Origin of the sequence: Bacillus sp. FJAT-28004 (assembly GCF_001280845.1) — a bacterium.
GTDB lineage: Bacteria > Bacillota > Bacilli > Paenibacillales > Paenibacillaceae > Pristimantibacillus.
In genome coordinates this window covers 2,281,219-2,299,359 of record NZ_LGHP01000001.1, presented here as the reverse complement: position 1 = coordinate 2,299,359, position 18,141 = coordinate 2,281,219, and the positions used below count along the sequence as shown (strand labels likewise).

The 18,141-nt window shown below is 44.2% G+C and carries 18 protein-coding genes; 2 read left to right on the top strand and 16 right to left on the bottom strand.

Annotation, left to right across the window (positions count from 1 at the left end; translation table 11 throughout):
- Positions 1-85 precede the first annotated feature (85 nt).
- Complete coding sequence (locus tag AC787_RS09760) at positions 86-379, top strand: hypothetical protein (RefSeq protein WP_054024596.1); 294 nt, start codon at positions 86-88, stop codon at positions 377-379.
- A 94-nt stretch (positions 380-473) separates the two neighbouring features.
- On the opposite strand, the gene AC787_RS09755 is transcribed toward AC787_RS09760, so the two are convergent.
- The 3 genes from AC787_RS09755 to AC787_RS09745 form a co-directional block, all read right to left on the bottom strand.
- Positions 474-1,373, bottom strand: coding sequence for a hypothetical protein (locus AC787_RS09755; protein WP_054024595.1), 900 nt, complete (start codon positions 1,371-1,373; stop codon positions 474-476).
- Positions 1,374-1,513: 140 nt separating this feature from the next.
- Entirely contained in the window at positions 1,514-1,939 is a 426-nt protein-coding gene (locus AC787_RS09750) for a hypothetical protein (protein WP_054024594.1), read from the bottom strand.
- Positions 1,940-2,094: 155 nt separating this feature from the next.
- The gene (locus AC787_RS09745; RefSeq protein WP_054024593.1) at positions 2,095-2,709 is read right to left on the bottom strand and encodes an acyl-CoA thioesterase; all 615 of its coding nucleotides are present in this window, start codon (positions 2,707-2,709) and stop codon (positions 2,095-2,097) included.
- Between the two features lie 166 nt (positions 2,710-2,875).
- Between AC787_RS09745 and AC787_RS09740 the strand changes: the two genes are divergently transcribed.
- The gene (locus tag AC787_RS09740) at positions 2,876-3,769 is read left to right on the top strand and encodes a LysR family transcriptional regulator (RefSeq protein ID WP_054024592.1); all 894 of its coding nucleotides are present in this window, start codon (positions 2,876-2,878) and stop codon (positions 3,767-3,769) included.
- A 106-nt stretch (positions 3,770-3,875) separates the two neighbouring features.
- On the opposite strand, the gene AC787_RS09735 is transcribed toward AC787_RS09740, so the two are convergent.
- The 13 genes from AC787_RS09735 to AC787_RS09675 form a co-directional block, all read right to left on the bottom strand.
- Positions 3,876-4,907 (bottom strand): Gfo/Idh/MocA family protein, encoded by a 1,032-nt coding sequence (locus tag AC787_RS09735; protein ID WP_082360696.1) that lies wholly within the window; start codon positions 4,905-4,907, stop codon positions 3,876-3,878.
- A complete protein-coding gene (locus AC787_RS09730; RefSeq protein WP_054024591.1) occupies positions 4,904-5,941 on the bottom strand; it encodes a zinc-dependent alcohol dehydrogenase family protein in 1,038 nt (345 codons plus the stop codon). The genes AC787_RS09735 and AC787_RS09730 overlap by 4 nt, the downstream gene beginning before the upstream one ends.
- Before the next feature lie 208 nt (positions 5,942-6,149).
- The gene (locus tag AC787_RS09725; RefSeq protein WP_054024590.1) at positions 6,150-7,169 is read right to left on the bottom strand and encodes a LacI family DNA-binding transcriptional regulator; all 1,020 of its coding nucleotides are present in this window, start codon (positions 7,167-7,169) and stop codon (positions 6,150-6,152) included.
- Between the two features lie 85 nt (positions 7,170-7,254).
- On the bottom strand, positions 7,255-8,064 hold the full coding sequence (locus tag AC787_RS09720) for a Cof-type HAD-IIB family hydrolase (RefSeq protein WP_054024589.1): 810 nt from the start codon (positions 8,062-8,064) through the stop codon (positions 7,255-7,257).
- A gap of 4 nt (positions 8,065-8,068) precedes the next feature.
- Positions 8,069-8,899 (bottom strand): carbohydrate ABC transporter permease, encoded by an 831-nt coding sequence (locus AC787_RS09715; protein ID WP_054024588.1) that lies wholly within the window; start codon positions 8,897-8,899, stop codon positions 8,069-8,071.
- On the bottom strand, positions 8,896-9,819 hold the full coding sequence (locus AC787_RS09710; RefSeq protein WP_054027001.1) for a carbohydrate ABC transporter permease: 924 nt from the start codon (positions 9,817-9,819) through the stop codon (positions 8,896-8,898). Before AC787_RS09710 ends, AC787_RS09715 begins: the two co-directional genes overlap by 4 nt.
- 90 nt (positions 9,820-9,909) lie before the next feature.
- The gene (locus AC787_RS09705) at positions 9,910-11,301 is read right to left on the bottom strand and encodes an ABC transporter substrate-binding protein (protein ID WP_054024587.1); all 1,392 of its coding nucleotides are present in this window, start codon (positions 11,299-11,301) and stop codon (positions 9,910-9,912) included.
- A gap of 122 nt (positions 11,302-11,423) precedes the next feature.
- Entirely contained in the window at positions 11,424-13,424 is a 2,001-nt protein-coding gene (locus tag AC787_RS09700) for a glycoside hydrolase family 127 protein (RefSeq protein ID WP_054024586.1), read from the bottom strand.
- 290 nt (positions 13,425-13,714) lie between these two features.
- Complete coding sequence (locus tag AC787_RS09695) at positions 13,715-14,530, bottom strand: AraC family transcriptional regulator (RefSeq protein WP_054024585.1); 816 nt, start codon at positions 14,528-14,530, stop codon at positions 13,715-13,717.
- Positions 14,531-14,534: 4 nt separating this feature from the next.
- Entirely contained in the window at positions 14,535-15,422 is an 888-nt protein-coding gene (locus AC787_RS09690; RefSeq protein WP_054024584.1) for a sugar phosphate isomerase/epimerase family protein, read from the bottom strand.
- 61 nt (positions 15,423-15,483) lie between these two features.
- Positions 15,484-16,233 (bottom strand): phytanoyl-CoA dioxygenase family protein, encoded by a 750-nt coding sequence (locus AC787_RS09685; protein ID WP_054024583.1) that lies wholly within the window; start codon positions 16,231-16,233, stop codon positions 15,484-15,486.
- Positions 16,234-16,393: 160 nt separating this feature from the next.
- The gene (locus tag AC787_RS09680; RefSeq protein ID WP_054024582.1) at positions 16,394-17,215 is read right to left on the bottom strand and encodes a carbohydrate ABC transporter permease; all 822 of its coding nucleotides are present in this window, start codon (positions 17,213-17,215) and stop codon (positions 16,394-16,396) included.
- Between the two features lie 5 nt (positions 17,216-17,220).
- Positions 17,221-18,108, bottom strand: a complete 888-nt coding sequence (locus tag AC787_RS09675) for a carbohydrate ABC transporter permease (RefSeq protein ID WP_054024581.1) — start codon at positions 18,106-18,108, stop codon at positions 17,221-17,223.
- Between the last annotated feature and the right edge of the window lie 33 nt (positions 18,109-18,141).

Below are 18,141 nucleotides of genomic sequence, written 5' to 3'. Positions count from 1 at the left end.
CGAAATCGTATATTCTTGTTTTGTTCTTATGCAAGCATACACGCTAATATGACAATAATTTTTATAAAGAAAGAGGAGATGAACCATGTTGATCAAAAAGAAAAATGATATTGTATTTATTTTAGAAAACTTCAAGGAATTAGCCCAGTGGGATGCCTCCGGTCAAAAGTTTTATTTCGTGTTTGCAGATCGAAAACGCGGTGGCCAGTGGACTTTGATGAATAACAGCGAGGATCGATTCAGCGTTCATGGATTAGGTGAAGATTATTTGGACGAGCAAGAGTATTTCTTTGAAGAGTCTAGTCAAATCCACTCATTTCTGTGGGAGAATCGAGCTGCTTTTAATGCAGCCTTGAAACCAACTACCATGTGCAGCTAGTTGTAGAGTACAAATTGTCTATTTATGAAAACACAAAACACACCTTTTTTAGCGTGTGTTTTGTGTAATGCTTCTATATATAATTGCATATCTTCTACTTCTTAAAACTTAACCGCTGTTGAAGCAGCCCTGTCAATTCCTCCACATTAGCCCACATGATTGGCCTTATAGACTCTGGTTGAACGAACAGCTCGTCCGTCTGAGTGCTTTTCATCGTCCAAACGACGTCTATATTTCTACCAAGCGCATAACCTGCTGTAAAATAAACTTCCGGCGAATGGTTCGTTATATCCGCAATAATGAGCTTACTGTCTGTGAGCTTGGTCATTGCATGATATTCAATGCCTTCCACATCTGATTGTTGAAACATGAAAGGCAAATAACCGAACTGCTCTAACTTGGGAAATACATTTTCGAACCATTCTTCTTTCAAATCTTGATTATCTGACAACAGCACACAGCATGTTTTTAGCTTCCTGCCCCCTGCACTTGCTGCCGCTTCGTTCCAACCCTTCTCCGTAAGCTTAAAGTTAATTCCTTCTCTGACAATGAATTGCCCTTCCCTTAGCTTCTCCACAATATAAACGAGCTCTTGCAGGTTTGGAGAATACGTTAAGTTGAAGTTTTGCGATAGCGGCTGAATAATAATCGATTGTCCTGGCACATCGGAATTTCGATATAAATATTGCAGAAGCCGTCCTTCTTTATCTTCAATGGTTAATGGAATATGCGGAGCTTTTTCAATCGTTTCTAAGTCATCAATCGAAAGGGTAACCTTTTTACCGCAATCTAATTGTTCTCTAATGTACCCCGATATAATGGGAAAGCGTTTATTTTTTATTGGATAGGACAATGAGTTTATGGCAAGGTAACTATCTCTCAATAAACTGTAATAACTTCCCGGTGCGCAGCAGCAGCCCAAATAGCGGTCATACTCACCTTTTTCTTCGATGGGTACGATCTCAGAACAGAACAAGCAGCGTTTCTTTTCCATGATCATATAACCTCCCTATTTACATATCTTTCGCATATCTTATATGAATTCGGGGGTATTATGTCATTAATATTTATTAATTAGGCTGGTAATATTTGCTGTTAACCATCCTAACATCGATGAGAAGCTTATTCTTCCCGTTATCGTTTACGCTCATCCTGCTTACAATTTCTGCATTGCGTGGAACATTGTTCTAATTCAATGCCCTGATCACGTTCTCGAATGATGCGGAACAATGCCTCTGTTTCTCCATTCCAACAATCAATATCTCGATAAATTTCATCAAGTGGCGGTGGTGTCTCCTTAGTATTTGGCCACTTACCAAATGATTCACGTTCTAAGTGATCTATTGAGTAATAATGATCTTCTCGTGAAAAGGAATGATTGATGCTGCTGAGTTTGACGATACTATGGAGAATCAAAGCGGATATGAGCATCACCATGCCAGATTTTAAATTATCCGTTAGAAAAAGCACTAGAATGGAGAACAGGATAGCGGGAAAAATAAAAAGAAGCGAAAATAGATTAAGGATCAGCTTCAAAAAAAATGTCCCTGCATTATGCATCGCATGCTCCTTTAAACGAATTTCTGCTCATTAAAAGATATGCGGTCACAGGTTATCCCTATTTCCAAAAACATACAGGTCAATTTTTCTAACTGAAGCAAACAAGAAAACTGCTGTGATCATTCACAGCAGCTTTGTGTAACCCACTTATATTTTTACCAATCCGAGCCCCAAGCAGATTCGTAACCTTTGTTAATTGAATGCTGCGGTACGGCTTTGGCTTGTGTTTCTTTAAACGCATAATCTGTTCCCATATAGTTAGCGAAATGCTTGCTCTCTTGTCTGCGTATACGTCTCGCCTCTTTACGGTCAGGTGCAGTAGAGAACAATAAGCGCTCTTCATCTGATTCGGCTTGTACGCCCGGTACGACCGTTGGTTTGTCATCTTCACCTAATGCAACAAACGTTAAGAATGAGGTAGCACATACTTTGCGTCCACCAGTGAGCAAATCCTCAGTCACTACTCGGACAAACACCTCCATGGATGTTTTATGTGACCAAGTAACAAAAGCGGATAAGCTTACAGCATCGCCTTTTCTTACGGGGTGAAGAAAATCGACGGAGTCAGTTGAAGCCGTAACAACAGGACGACGAGCATGCTTAGTTGCGGCAATCGTAGCCACATCATCTATATATGCCATAAGCTTTCCACCAAAAATCGTTCCGTGATGATTGGTATCTGGCGGCAGGACGATCGATTCCTTAATGGTTAGTGATGCTGATGCTGGCCTTGATGATAAAGGCACAACTAATTCTTCTAATACATTCATGGTAACACCTTTTTTCTTCATAAAATTTTTCGATAACGCTAAGTTTACACCCAACTCATATATAGGTAAAATACATATATCGCATAGTTTTCATTCCTTTTCACTATAGGTACTCATAAAGCAGCATAGTTTTTAAACCTGCTCTAAAGCTGAAGGAGCAACCCAAATGGACCTTAAACATTTAAATTACTTTGTCGCTGTCGCCGAAGCCGGCAGTTTTACACAGGCAGCACGCAAGCTGCATGTCACTCAGCCCTCATTGTCCAAAATGGTTCGTCTGCTGGAGGAGGATCTTGGGGTACAGCTTCTTGATCGTTCAGCCAAACAGATCGAATTAACGGATGCTGGTGTATCCATTCTCCGTTCAGCGAAACATATCATTCAATCGTTCGAGGATATGTCGAGTGAATTGGAAGAGGTCGTCACATTAAAGAAAGGAACGCTGCGTCTCGGCATTCCTCCTATGGTAGGCAGTTATTTTTTACCGTCGATTATCGAGAAGTTTTTAACTCACTATCCGCAAATTCGCTTGCAAATGATTGAACAAGGCGGGAAAAGCTTAGAGCAAGATATCTTAAATGGTGAATTGGATTTCAGCATGGTCATCCTACCAGTAAAGGATGTCGAACGATATCATGTCCTTCCTTGCATTAATGAAAATCTGCGGCTTGTTGTCCACGCTGAACATAAACTAGCAGCTCAAAATACAATCGAGATGATTCAGTTGGAATCAGAGCCTTTCATCATGTTTCGCCAAGACTTTACGATCCATCATCTAATTAAAGAGCATTGTGTGGCAGCAGGATTTGAGCCTAAAATCGTGTTTGAGAGCTCCCAATGGGATTTTATGACCGAAATGATCGCAGCTAAATACGGAGTCACTCTTTTGCCAGAAGGAATATGTAGGCAGCTTGACCCTAAACGCTTCGCTACGCTATCCGTCGTTCAACCTGCGATTCCGTGGCAATTATCGATGATATGGCGCAAAGATAAGTATCTATCTTTTGCCTCTCGCGAGTGGGTTCGATTTATCGAAGCTGAGCTTCAGAAAAAGAAGTGAAATCATGCGTTGAAGTACAGCGAGTAATATTTCTATTTCAAATAAAAAATAGCCGAATGAAATTCAGGACATACTCCTGAAAATCAACGGCTTTTTTAAAAATACGCTAAACCATTACTCGTCTACCGCTTTCAAAAGATTGAATTGCTGCTTCCGCAATTAATAACGCCCTGTAGCCTGCTTTAGCGTCGACTGGTGGCTGCTGCTTCTCCCTTAGGCTATGAAGCAATGCATCAACGTGTTTATCGAAGGTCCGATGGAAATCACGATCCTCGTCGTTGAAATATCCTGCTTCCCAGCTTTCACCGATTTCATTACCCACCGAGTGAAAGGTGTATCGCTTCACCGTATCGTATATGACAGAACGTCCTTTTGTCCCGTCTAACTCCAGGCGATGCGTGTCCGGATAAGCATAAGAAGAATCATAAGTACCGATCAAGCTGCCCACCGCTCCGCTTGCGAACCGCAATGTAATCGACAGTGTGCGATATCCGTTTCCCGTTTTATCCGTCATTTCCGCCATGACCGATTCAATCGGCCCGCATAAATGCTCCAGCATATCGAATCCATGGCATTGCGTCTCAATCAGATTCGCGTGCAAATGGTCACTTGCGCCATCTCCTCCGAATCTCCATGAAGCAAAGGTTAGCTCGCCTAACCGATCGGCCTTAATGGCTTCATAGGCAAGCTGCACCGGTTTCGCAAAGCGATGATTGAAATTAATAGCGAAGAAGACATTTCGTTTCGCCGCTTCGTTCAGAAGCACATCGGCTTCCCTAAGGTCAAAGACGAGCGGTTTTTCGACGAATAAAGGAACTCCTGCCTGAATGACTTGAAGGGTCGCTTCAAAATGCCCTTGATTCGGTAGGCACATGCTTACCAAGTCAGGCGTTTCCTTCTTTAACATCTCTTCAATGCTTACGTACCCCTTCGTGCCATATTCTCTCGCTTTTCCCTGCGTCATCTCCGGGTTTCTTCCAACAATAGCGCAGAAATCAACATCCGGTCTCGTAGCGAAAATGCGCGCATGCTGAAGACCCCAGCTCCCGGGGGCATTGAATCCTGCTGACAATCCGAGACGATTCACTTTGCCACCTGCACCGACGAGCGCGACCTTCACTTTGTTTGGCCGGCTCACAGTTCGATAATCACCTTACCCGTATCACCGTTGAAAAACAGCTCATATGCCTCTTGGATTTTGTCTATACCGAAGCGATGCGTTATGATTTGACTCAAATATGACAGATTTCCTTTTATTAAATGATGATTTTCCTCTAATTCGTTATATTGAAAATACTCACTACCGAGCACCGCGCGTTCCGTTGCAATGAGATCGCTTGATACTTGCAGGTTCAATTCTTGTCCGTGCCCCACACAGACGAGAACTCCTCGTTGATTTAATGCGTCCAATGCTGTCTGCCGTCCTGCCGTCTTGCCGCTTGTATCGATTGCAATGTCGATGCCACTAAGACCGATTTTATGGATGGCCTCCGTTATGGTTTCGCTTGCGAGATTGACAGGAATCGCCCCCATCTTTTCGGCCACGTCCAGGCGGTATTGCACAAAGTCCATAATAAAGACTGGCGTTTCTTCTCCCAACAACAGCTTCGCCATTGCAAGCACGCCTAAGCCGATTGGCCCTGCTCCTGCTACCAATACCGAGCCCACATCAGGATGAACGAGCTGTGCGCGTTTGATAGAATGTCCACCCGTTCCCATAATATCGAGGAGCATAGTCGCTTCGGTAAGCGGAATGGACGGATCAACTGCAAAAAACACATTTTCGTTGACGACCATATAAGGACCATAGCCGCCGTCATGCGAGAACCCGTAGTCCGCTCGCTTACCGAGGCATTGATTCGTGAAACCTAGCTGGCAGTTGCGGCACTCACCGCAGAAATCCATTAAAAATACGACGCCTGGCGTGCCTAGGGCAGTCTTTGTATTCGGTCCTGCTGCCGCAACGATGCCAGCAGCTTCGTGCCCAGGTGTCGTATGCGTGCCTTCGAAAAACTGACTCCGATCAGAACCACAAAGCGCGTTCGCCTTTACCTCAAGTAATAATTGACCCGGCCCCGGGACAGGCACTTGCTTTTCTCCGTACTCGATCTTCCCCTGCCCCACAAAAAGCGGTACCGTCATCGTTTGCGGTACATGTTTAACTGTTGTCATTCGTTTCCTTCCTCCCTCTCATCCACGTAATAAATCGATTATTAGACCACGGAAACGGTTATAACTTTGGCAGGATATGTACGTCCATAAGTTGAATAAACTCATCTCCGAATACTATTAACGATAATGTTAATGGTAACATTATCGTTAATGTAAAGTTAACATTGTACTCAAATAGCTGTCAACAGATTTTTTGAACGACTTCCCATTATACGTAACTGCGTGTGCTTTCCCTCAAAATCAGCCGTGTCTCAACGGTTTCATGAAATCTGTTCTGGTACATCGGATTATTGATTTTGTTCAATAAAATATCCAAGGCTCGACGTGACATCTTGCTTTTGGAATTACTGATGGAGGACAATGAAAACGGAAAGAAGTTTCTCGACTGAATATTATCGAATCCAATCACGGCAAAATCTTCTGGAACGCGATATCCCATTTTTCGGATCATATAGATGGCTTCCCATGCGAATACATCATTGAACGCAAAGATAGCCGTGAAGTCAGGCCCTTCCATTACAAGCTCCTTCACCGTTTTTCTCGCATCACCCGTCAAAACTCCGTTTTCCGTAATAAGTTTGCTATCTACAGGTATACCATGCTCCTTCAATGCGTGCTTGTATCCCTCTAACCGGTCTCTGGCGCTTGAGATGCGGGACGGCCCATTAAGCAGCAGTATTTTTTGATGCCCCACTTCGATAAGATGGCGAGTCGCCTGATAGCCGCCGTTATAATCGTCGCTAATCACGTAATCGAAATCCGTCTCGTCCACAAATCGTCGGCCTAGCAACACGAAAGGGATACCGTTTTTTAGAATGAAACGAATATTATCAGAGCTATGTTGAGCCGGACAAATGATGATTCCATCGACGTTTTTGCCAATCGCGGTATAGACGGCTCTCTCTTCCAATTCATTATCTTCTTCCGTATTTAGGACGATAATCGTATAGTTATGCTTTCTTGCAGCCTTCTCGATATCTTTGACCATGATGGCAAAATGGGGGTTCGCTACGTCGCCAACAATGACCGCGATCGTTCGTGTTAGTCCCGACCGAAGGGAACCCGCCGAGGAGTTGCCTACGTACCCCATTTCCTTCGCAACGCCTTGGATCATCTTGCGCGTTGCTTCGGCAATGTCATCTTTATCCTTTAAAGCTCTTGAAACTGTATTCGCAGATAGCCCTGTGGTTTGTGCAATGTCTTTTAGCGTTATTTTCTTTCCATCCATTTCTTCTCTTCTCCTCAACAAAGATCGCCACCATATGCTGACAATAGCATCAATGCAGGAAGCATATCATGTTACCTACTTGGCGTCAATCTTGAAGAAAGGCAGGAATATCCCCATTCCTCACGGATTCCAAAGCCTCCGCCACGCCGCTTGCCGAATGGGCCGCTACCCTCCTAACCGCTTCGTCAGCTGCTGTCATGGCATAGCTGTAAGGTGTTAGCCTGAACATGGCGAGATCATTATACGAGTCTCCGATACAAGCCACCTCATCGCTTCCGATGTTCAAGCGACTCATCAACGAAAGTAAAGCTGTCCCCTTATCTACCCCGGCAGGCATGATGTCGACCCCGTCTGCATCGGAGAATGAAGCCGTAACGTTTTCCCCATAGACGTTAGCCAGATCCTGAAGCAATCGCTCTAGAATCGGCACCTCTCCGTAAATCGAAAATTTAGTAGGGAAAAACTCCTGCTCTCGGATTGATTCGAGGAGATCGCTTTTCTCACGCAGTGGAGTTAGAAAGCGCTCGCCCACTGTGGCCGCCGCTTCATTCATGTTAACGACGTAATTTCCGTCCGAAGCGCAAATTAACGGTACCAATCCGGGAATATGAACGAATTTAAACAAAGAGGATGCCAGTTCGCTCTCAAAATGATTGGCGCTTAATAAGACACCAGTATCACTAATAACGGATGCGCCATTCTGACAAATTGCATAACAAGGTTTCGCAAGCTCCTCTATTACCATTTTTATTTCGCTGTACATTCTCCCTGAAGCTAGGCACACGATCATCCCGCTCTCCATTGCCTCTCGCACAGCTTGGATATCTCGTGAATGAATCTCTTTTCGCCCATTCATCAGCGTTCCGTCGATATCGCTTGCAAACAATTTAATCATAGCCTCACCCCTTTACCCCGGACATAACGATGCCCTCAACGAAATACTTCTGACCGAGAAAGAAGACGATGACAGCCGGAAGAACGACCATCGCAGTCGCTGCCATCATTAAATGCCATTGCGCGTTATACATCCCTTTAAACAGCTGCAAACCTAAGGCAAGCGTAAATTTTGCTTCATCGTTTAAATAGATCAACGGTCCAAGGAAATCGTTCCAACCGTTAAGAAAGGCGAACAAACCAACTACGATTAACGCCGGCTTCGCAAGCGGAAACATAATATGAGTAAAGATTCGGAAGTAACCGGCCCCATCGACCAGTGCAGCCTCATCGAGATCTTTCGGAATAGCAACTAAAAATTGCCGGATCAAAAACACATTGAACGCACCGCCCCCGAACCATGCTGGTACGGTTAGCGGGATGATCGTATTAACTGCATCGAGAGCCGACCATGCAAGAAATATCGGTATCAAAGTTACCGCTCCGGGCAGCATCATACTTGTCAAAATGATCATGAACACCATATTTCTTCCGGGCCATCGCAAACGTGCAAACGCATATGCACAAATTGAGCTTGTCAGTACGACGCCACTAATCTCCAATACGACAATGAGGGATGTGTTCAAAAAGTATTTGCCAAACGGCAGAATCGTCAGCGCTTCTGAATAATTACTAAATTGAAAAGGTGAAGGTATCCAGACTGGCGGGGTTTCATAAATTTGAGACATATGCATTAAGGAGCTTCTGATAAGCCAAATGAAAGGGAAAAGGCACACGCACGAAAGCAAGATCAAAACCACGTACGTTAAAATCTTCGTTTTTTTCGAGCGGATCATCGTTTCCCCTCCTCATTTTCGCTATACACCCACAAATTAGAAGATTTAAACACCAATAGCGTTAAAATTAAAATAATGACAAACAGCACCCAGGCAATAGCTGAAGCGCTTCCCATTCTGAAGTTGTCGAATGCTTCCCTATATAAATAGAACGAATAAAAGAGCGTGGCATTATTGGGTCCGCCCTGCGTCATAATGTAAGCCTGCCCGAAGATTTGAAAGCCTCCGATCAATCCCATGACCGTATTAAAGAAAATGGTAGGCGTCATCAGTGGAATCGTCACGTACAACAGCCTATGCCAGCCCTTTCCACCATCAACTTCAACCGCTTCATATAAATGCCGTGGTACCCCTTGCAACCCTGCCAAGAATATAACCGTTATACCTCCGATCGACCATAAACTCATTAACACAAGCGAAGGAACGGCCATCTTTTCCGAGTATATCCACTGTGACTTAGGGAGCCCCAAAAACTCAAGTATCTGATTAAATAAGCCGATATCTGGATTAAGCAGCCATAAGAACAGGACCGAGGAAGCGACGACAGGTACGATGGTTGGCAAGTAAAAAATCGTCCTAAAAATCGATTTTCCCTTAATGTTTTGATTTAATAACAGAGCCATTAAAAATGAGCAAACGATTTGCAGTGGTACGCTAAGAAGCACATAATAAGCAGTAACGCCCAGAGATTTATAAAAAAAAGGATCAGTGCCGTTGAACAGGTTTTGATAATTGCGCGTGCCGATAAAATTCATCTTGCTGATCACATTATAGTCCGTGAAGCTATAAATAAAGCTTGCGATCATCGGACCCAGAACAAAAATAAGAAATCCTAATATGACGGGCGATGCAAATAAGTATCCATAAAAAGCCTCATTTTTTCTCCTCGTTTTGAACGACGATGACGACGGCTTCACCATAGGAGTTGCCACTTCGATCAATCAAATCACCTTCTTTCTTCGTCTCATTTGGAGCGGCTAAACCAAATGATTAGCCGCTCCCCGATCAACCTACCGCTTATAAACGCCCTTCAGGACAGCCTCCACTTTTGGCTTTACATCGTTTAGCGCTTCTTGAACTGATTGCTTGCCCTGCCAGATCAAGTCAAATGCCGGCTGCAGAATCGAATTGATTTCCGGTACGTTTTTCACGTAATATACCGTATTTTGAAAACCATTATTAAAACCGTTATCCAAAATCGCCTCTACATACCCTTCTGGGTGAGCGGGGTTGCCTTGCGCCCATTTTGCGATCAATTCTGGATCTTCATACCACTTTTTGAGGACGGGCATCCACAGACCACTAGACTGAAGCTCTAGCGTATTCTCTGGATTCATCATCCATTTCAGAAGAAGCCATGCTTCCTGTGGATGCTTCGTATCTTTAAAAATGACGATTGGTTCACCCAGATTCATCGTTTTCATTTGCTTCATATTCGGGAGCACCCCGATGCCGAAATCCAATTTCGACACGCCGAGATCAACGAGCGTCCACTGTCCATCCATTGAGATAGCAAATTTTTTACTTTGAAGCCCGACCGCTCCACCGGGGAAAGATGCTGATTGGGTTGGCGTCGGCGCCACATGGTATTTATAAATCAGGTCCTGCCAGCGCTGAATCGCTTCGACGGCCTCCGGTTCCGAGAGCAAGAACTTGGTACCGTCCTCGTTCACAAACTTCCCGCCGTTGCTCTCAACGGCATTCATATAAGCCCAAGTAGGCAAGCTTACGCCAAACTGCTTAATCTTTTGCGAGTTGAAGGCTGGGTCGAGTGCATTTTTCCCGTTGCTGTCGATGGTCAGCTTCTGAGCGACTTCGACAAACTGATCCCAAGACAGTGCGTCCTCCGCCCTGGTCGGAAGCGGATCTACACCAAGCTCTTCAAACATGGCTTTGTTATAAAAGAGTCCGAACACCTCGAGCGCGCCGTTGATACCGGCAAGCTTGCCTTCATCCCACCAGTATTGGGTGTTTTCCAAAACATCCGATAACTGAATTTCAGAATCGTTGTCGAAGAAATCCTTAATATTATACAATCGGCCTTCCTCTGCCCATTTCATCGTGTCTTCGCCGTACAGAAGCCCGATATCGGGAGTTTCGCCGCTTACAGACATCGTTTGGATTTTTGTCGAGTATTCCTCAGGGATATGCTGCGCTTTCACCGTAATCCAAGGATATTTCTTCATAAACCCTTTAATGGCCGCTTCTTGCACCTTCTTCTCGTTTGGGCTACCCCAGAAGGTGTATTTGATCGTTACGGGCTCTTGCTTGCTGCTTCCGCCTTGATTCACATTTTCCTGCGAGCCTGAATCCTTCTGGCCGTTGTTTGTACCAGTGCCGCTGCAAGCGGCAAGAACGAGGGTAATCAACGCCAAAATAAAATAGGTTTTTATCGTCTTCATCCCAATTAGCCCCTTCCCTCTTTTTGTACATCAACGATAACATTATCGTTAATGTACAAGTGATAATGAAAAGTGCTTCTGCACAAGAAAGCACTTTTTAAGTAGCGTATTCATTCAATCAATTAATTCAAACTGACCGTATTTAAAGGAATTTTACGATATAGTTGGTTTTCCCATCCACTCAGCTCATTTAGCTTCTCATACTGCAGCCAAATGTTCATAGCGCCGCGTGAACGGTTATTCCAATAAGGATATGGAATGGCGATGAGGTCTTGATTGTCTGCATCTTTCGTATGGACAATAACGGCGCCATCGAAAAAGTCCTTCACGTAATCCGTCTCAAAAACCGGCTGCTCAGGAAGCAATCTCTTCAAGCCCTTCCCTTTGTCCAACGACTCACGGGTATACTGCGCCATGCCGCGTTTAATGACATACCGTTCATTGTCCATCGATTCAAGGCAGTAGAGCATCGGCCCCCGTTTAATGGCTACCATATTCTCATGGGTCGTCACATAAGGGTGAGCTTCAATAAGATCGACGTTCAAATCCAGCTCAAGCACGATGACGTCGCTAAGTCCCCATACCCTGTTGATCACGGCGTATCCGTTCTCGACACTATATTGTGTCAGCTCGTTATTAACGCGTATTGCGTAATTCTCGCACCACCCCGGAATGCGCAGACGAACTTGAAAACGGGCTTCGCGCTCCGGCTTTACAGTAATACCGATCGAGCCTTCCCATGGATAATCGGTTTGCTGCGATAACTTAACGCCCATGCCGCCAATCTCCATGTCGACTTCACCTTCTACATAAAGATTGACGAACGCCCCATCCTCATCGTGAGCATAAATGAAAGCAGGTAATTCCGGAAGCATCTTCACGATCATCGGTGGGCAGCATGGACAGCTATGCCATTCCCATCTGTTATGTCCGCCATTACTCACAAGAGGGTTTTCATAGAAGTATTTATGGCCATTCATGGAGCGACCAGCGAGTAAAATATTATAAAGAATAGTTTCTAGAGTATCGATATACTGGCTTTCGCCCGTCGCCAAAAACAGATTCCAGCTAAAGTATCCCATTCCTACGCCCGCACAAGTTTCCAAATAACCATCGTCGGGAAGCTCGTAATTCTGCCCGAATTTTTCTTCATTGTGCACAGCGCCTACTCCACCGCTGATATGTGATTTTTGGTGCGCGATATTGTTCCAAAGCTTCTTCGCTGTTTCTAAATAGTTCGGATCCCCCGTCGATAAATGGTACGCTGCCAGACCCGTGTACAGAAGCGTCGCACGAACAGCATGACCAACCGCCTCTTCCTGCTCCAAAACTGGCTTGTGATCCTGCGCGTATTCCCCCCAACATGGACGGTCTTCGTAGTTGCCGCGGTTTCCAATCCAGAATGTGACCAAATCCAAATAGTCGGATGCCTCGAAGGGGGTGTTTAATATCTTCGCGAGCGCCGGCTCATCTATGGCTAGCTGGTATAGCTTTAATAGTGCCTCTTCCGGAAGTGAATGAGCAGGTACGATATTTCGTTTTGGTGGCGGCCCCATATGATCGCACATATGGTTCGCGAACTTCACGCCAACTTCAAGGAGCGTCGTTTTTCCGGTCGCCTTGTAGTGATGAACGGCTGCTTCCACCAAACAACCGGCATTATAGACGTCGTGCTGCCACCGCAGATTGCCGCCGTTGTCGCCCCATCGCTGGTTCGGACGATCGAGCAACGTATACGTGTTAATATAGCCGTCCCCAACGGCGCTTTGTGCCAGAGCAACCTTTTCAATGATCATGTCAACTCTTTTGTCTAAAACCTCATCGTAATGTACCGCCAAAATATCCGAAATGCCTCGAATCGTCTCATAGATCAATCCGTCAAACCACGGCTCGCCAGAGTGGTATCCACCTTCCCCCACAATCACGAAATCAAAATTTCTCAATGCTCCGTCGCTTTCGAACTTATTTAATACATCATGAGCGGTTACTTCCCGAATGACATTCAATTTGGGCGCCCAAAATGTATCATTAATTCGCACCGCGCTGACGGGAAGATTTTTTACCCGTTGATGCTTATAAGTAGTCGGTCGTGTTTTAGACTTCGTCGTTTGAAAATTTGACACCGCACACACCCCTTTTCTAGATTCATACTCATCTCAAGAAAACGCTTACTAAATTTAATTATTTTAAAATTCGAACCTCCTTTTTAGGTGGTTTAACGTAATATTAATGATAACATTAACGTTAATGTAAAAATAACATTGAACCTTCATTGTGTCAATCGTTTGTTTAGAAAAATTCTTCCACCAAGAGCAGCTCGAACACCAAGGCAGTTTCATACCTTTACGAGAGAATCTGTCAGCTTTGCAATGTCTGCAAATAGGGGTCTTTACCAGATCGCTGCGAACTTTTTTTATTCAATATGATTACCCTTCCAAGAAAAACGCCTCACTTCCGTAGGAGTCTTTCCGGTCTGCTGCTTGACCATCCTTGCAAAATGAAAGGTTGACTTAAATCCACACCTTAATGTGATCTCTGTAATCGACAAACCGGTATGTGTCAAAAATTCTAATGCTCGAACTACCCGATAATGCCAAAGGTATTTAATCGGAGTTGTATTCTCATGATTTCTAAACAATCGCACCAGATGTTCTGGTGAGACGCCTGAATGATCAGCTAGTATACTCAAGCTTATTTCCTCTTGATAGGTACTATGAATCAGATTCTTCGCGAGTATTATCGACGGATGAACCTCGGCTAGCTCGCGTGTTCGCGACGTTTCTGATATATATAGTTGAATTGCGGACATACCCAAGCTTCGAACTACATCGCTTTCTGATGAATGATTGGATTGTACAGAAAGCATCACATCAGCCAAACGATTAAGCTCTTCCGAGATCGGTTGGACCAGCGGCAGCCCCTCAAAATAAGCTTTCTCTATCTCTGAAAAGCTCTCCATGTGTACGGATATCCAGCGATGCCAAGTCTCCCCTCTAGTGGAGAAAGTGAACTGTTCATGATGCCCTGGCTTTAGTAATACGACGGAGCCTGGTGTAACCAAGTGAACTTCGCCGTCAATCTCGATTCTCATTTCTCCAGAATGCAGCAGCACTAGCTGCAAATCATCCTGCACCCTTGGGCCGTATCGGCCACCAGAAGGATAGATAATTGAGCCTGCCCAAGCTAATTTTATGCTGTTGAATGAAATGCGATACAGTGCGCTGCTCATATTTTCAACCTTTCCCGACTTCCAGCCAAAGATTTTCGGCTATTTTCTTGAATAGCAGTGCTTGTTCCCATCGATCCGAAAACTCGAGTTCATGCTCCGTATCCTCTCGCCATGTAATGGCATAATGAGGAGGTCCAAGCTCCGTTACAAACGGCAAAATATCTCCTGGTCCTGCTTGATTTCTCCAATTCCTCATCCCAGTCAGCCACCAACGCTTAAAATGCTCAACCATCGGATGCTCCCCATTTGGTCCCACATCTATCTGAACCTGTTCCCCGTTTGATACCCTTGCATGTATCGTTGCTGTACGAGTCAACAGCTTCTCGAAGTATGATTCTGCAATCGGGCTTGTACCATTCATTTCACCTGCTACAACATAATGCGATAGGTCGATAATAAGCTCGAGTCCTTGTATTTGATCAACATAACCTGCTGTTCTAATCAAATCCTGTGTTACAGTGCCTCTATGTGTTTCAATAAAGTTTGGAATTGCAGCTTGTTCTGATACAGCTAAAATCTCATTAAATAACTCTACCGCCTTGTCATCTACGATAAAGGAATCCATAACTTGCGTACTCATGTACTGTACATTGCCGTAACGCTTGGCAGCTTCAAGTGATGCAGCCATGTCTGCTGGAGTACTCGGGAAAGCCAATCCGCTAAACGTTAATTTATTTTTTTCCAGCAATCGCTGCCAGACTTCCGTTTCCTCAGGATTTGGCACAAATCCAACGATTCCAGTGAAACCTGCTTCTGCGATTTTCTCGACTTTTTCCTCAACAGACCATTCTCTGCCATTCTCCCCAAGTCCACTCATCGCCCACCATGCTTGCTGAACAGCTAGTCTTGGCGCACAATCAGATCCATCGTTAACCCGATTCCACTTTGTCATGCCGCAACTCCCCACTAGATATGTATAAGCCCAAGCGAAGATCGCTCGGGCCAACAGTCATTTACTTCAACGAATATTTCTCACGCAAGTCCTCACGCAGAGTAACCGCCGAATCCTCACGAATATAGTGACACACGTATGAACGGCGCCAGCGATCTGTACTTCTGTTGCGGTTCGAGGAATGAATGAGCAGTTCGTGGAAAAAAAGTACATCACCTTTCTCCATAATAACTGGAATTTGCTCCTTTAAATTGATACCCTCTGTTTCGTGAGTATGTTCTTCATGTTCTACGAGATCCTTCACCTTACCATGTGGAAGAAGCCCTAGCTTGTGTGTGCCTGGTATCACCCACAGACAGCCGTTTTGTTCATCAACCTTATCCTCCATAGCAATCCAAGCAGCAATCATCGTCATCGGATCATTTTTAATATAGTAAAAATCTTGATGCGCGGCCTGACCCTGTGATCCAGGTTCTTTATAGAAGAACATGCTTTGTACACAAACCGCTTCCTTCTTCATGAGCTGGGCCAAAGCACCGCGTACGATAGGAAGCTTCATCACTTGACGAGAGAAGCTGTCATGCTGATGCGGGTTAAACAATCGTGAAGAAAAACGTGCTTTCTCTGATGTCCGTGCCCAGTCCGGCGTTTCATCGAGCGGTGCAGAGCGTATTTCGAAGATGTGTCTATTAAAAGCATCAATCAAATCCGAGCTGCAACCATTTTTTATAATGATAAATCCGTCTCTATTATATTGCTCCAGTTGTTCATTTGATAATGGCATAAGAAGTTCGCTTTCTGTTTTAAGCATAAAAATTTTCTCCTCTCAATTATGCGATTGCGATTGACCCTGTTTTTCATGCATGGCTATAAATGTATAATACTGCTCAGAGTGTTCTTAAACAATAGCTCTGATTATCAACTTTGTGTCTATAATTGATATTCAACATTTTCATAAACGGATTGGAGCACTATCCCTTAATCGATCCAGCAGTCAGTCCATCTACAAAATATTTATGTCCAATTACACTTAGCAATACGAGCACCGGCAATGACATTAAGAATGCACCTGTAATAGGTGAAGCATAATCAATCTGATAAGGGTTATTCATCGTTGTAAGGCCAACAGCTAGCGTCATCTTCGATCCTGAGGTTAAATATATGAGTGGTCCGATATAATCGTTCCATGCGTTCATAAACGTCAATAAAGCGACTATGCCTATCGCACTGGCACTTAGCGGAAACGCAATACGAAAGAAGGTGCCGAGCTCCGTGCTTCCATCAATTTTTGCGCTTTCATAGATTTCTCTAGGAATGTCGATCATCACTTGCCGAATGAGGAATACGCCGAAAGCGCCAACGATACCCGGAAGGATAAGCGGCAGGAATGAATCCAGCCAACCAAAGGAACGAAACATAATAAACGATGGCACAAGTGTCATTTGACCAGGAATCATCATCGTAGCAAGCATCGCTACAAACAAGGTGTTCTTATACTTAAAATCGTAACGAGCAAACCCGAATGCTACTAATCCATTAAACAGAATGGCTAGCAGCGTTAGAGACACTGCAATAATGAGACTATTAACTAGCTGAGTGAAAAAAGGCAGCTTCTCGAATAAATGGATAAAGTTATCGAAGGTAGGACGAAGCGGCAGCGGGTTTAAAGGATCACCAACAATGTCCTCGTATTTCTTAAATGATGTTCCGATCATAAAGAGGAATGGTGTCAGAAACAGAAGGCTCAGTAAGGTGAGCACGCTATAAATGATTACGTTAAACAGTTTGTTCATCCTTCTCATGCCCCCTGATTTTTGACATTAAACAATTTGAGTTGAATGATTCCGATGATCAGCATCAGAATCGTAAATACGTAGCCTAAGGCAGAGGAATAAGTGAAATCTAATCTTCGGAAAGCTTGATCATATAAATACGAGGTCGGAAATACGAGAGAGTTTTCTGGACCAAACCCGCTTCCTGCCAAAATAAATGCTTCACCGAACATGCCGTATGAACCTAGCAGCGTTGAAAAAACGACAAAAGTCATAATTGGCCGCACAAGCGGTAATATGATATACCACAATCGTTGCATCGGTCTTGCTCCATCTATTTTCGCTGCTTCAATGAGCTCTTTGGGTACGCTTTGCAAGCCCGCCAAAAAATACAAAATATTTATACCAAGATATTTCCATGTACACAGGATGATGAGCGCAGGCATCGTCCATGAAGGGTCCTTTAGCCATCCAATGGGATCAACGCCGAAAAAACTTAATAAGTGATTGAGAACTCCACTGTCGCGTTCAAGAAGAAGCTTAAATATAATGCCGACAGCAACCGCCGACGTGATGTTAGGTGTGAAGAAAAATGTCGCAAAAAAGCCCTTTTTACTGGATATATTCGGACGATTCAGCAGCAATGCAACACTTAGAGCAATCGGTAAAATGATAAACAAACTTCCAAAGGCTAGCTGCGTCCCATTCCACATCGATTTCCAAAAAAAAGCGTCCTTTAGAACAAATATATAGTTGGAAAACCCTGCAAAAGAATAATCCGATGTCCCCTTTTGCAAACTTAACCAAAATCCATATAACATAGGATAAAAACCAAAAACGGCATATGCCAAAAAGAAGGGACTAATAAAAAGAAACGGCGCCTTACTCCATTTCGGTCGAATTGTTGCATTCATCTATATCGCCTCCAATAGAAGAAGAGATGTGGC

Excerpts from the sequence above, each read along its gene's own strand:
- AC787_RS09705 (WP_054024587.1), bottom strand. The coding sequence starts at position 11,301 with ATGAAGACGATAAAAACCTATTTTATTTTGGCGTTGATTACCCTCGTT.
- AC787_RS09720 (WP_054024589.1), bottom strand. The coding sequence starts at position 8,064 with ATGATTAAATTGTTTGCAAGCGATATCGACGGAACGCTGATGAATGGG.
- AC787_RS09755 (WP_054024595.1), bottom strand. The coding sequence starts at position 1,373 with ATGGAAAAGAAACGCTGCTTGTTCTGTTCTGAGATCGTACCCATCGAA.
- AC787_RS09690 (WP_054024584.1), bottom strand. The coding sequence starts at position 15,422 with ATGACAAAGTGGAATCGGGTTAACGATGGATCTGATTGTGCGCCAAGA.
- AC787_RS09740 (WP_054024592.1), top strand. The coding sequence starts at position 2,876 with ATGGACCTTAAACATTTAAATTACTTTGTCGCTGTCGCCGAAGCCGGC.
- AC787_RS09760 (WP_054024596.1), top strand. The coding sequence starts at position 86 with ATGTTGATCAAAAAGAAAAATGATATTGTATTTATTTTAGAAAACTTC.
- AC787_RS09680 (WP_054024582.1), bottom strand. The coding sequence starts at position 17,215 with ATGAACAAACTGTTTAACGTAATCATTTATAGCGTGCTCACCTTACTG.
- AC787_RS09685 (WP_054024583.1), bottom strand. The coding sequence starts at position 16,233 with ATGCTTAAAACAGAAAGCGAACTTCTTATGCCATTATCAAATGAACAA.
- AC787_RS09710 (WP_054027001.1), bottom strand. The coding sequence starts at position 9,819 with ATGGTGAAGCCGTCGTCATCGTCGTTCAAAACGAGGAGAAAAAATGAG.
- AC787_RS09675 (WP_054024581.1), bottom strand. The coding sequence starts at position 18,108 with ATGAATGCAACAATTCGACCGAAATGGAGTAAGGCGCCGTTTCTTTTT.
- AC787_RS09745 (WP_054024593.1), bottom strand. The coding sequence starts at position 2,709 with ATGAATGTATTAGAAGAATTAGTTGTGCCTTTATCATCAAGGCCAGCA.
- AC787_RS09730 (WP_054024591.1), bottom strand. The coding sequence starts at position 5,941 with ATGACAACAGTTAAACATGTACCGCAAACGATGACGGTACCGCTTTTT.
- AC787_RS09750 (WP_054024594.1), bottom strand. The coding sequence starts at position 1,939 with ATGCATAATGCAGGGACATTTTTTTTGAAGCTGATCCTTAATCTATTT.
- AC787_RS09725 (WP_054024590.1), bottom strand. The coding sequence starts at position 7,169 with ATGGATGGAAAGAAAATAACGCTAAAAGACATTGCACAAACCACAGGG.
- AC787_RS09695 (WP_054024585.1), bottom strand. The coding sequence starts at position 14,530 with ATGAGCAGCGCACTGTATCGCATTTCATTCAACAGCATAAAATTAGCT.
- AC787_RS09715 (WP_054024588.1), bottom strand. The coding sequence starts at position 8,899 with ATGATCCGCTCGAAAAAAACGAAGATTTTAACGTACGTGGTTTTGATC.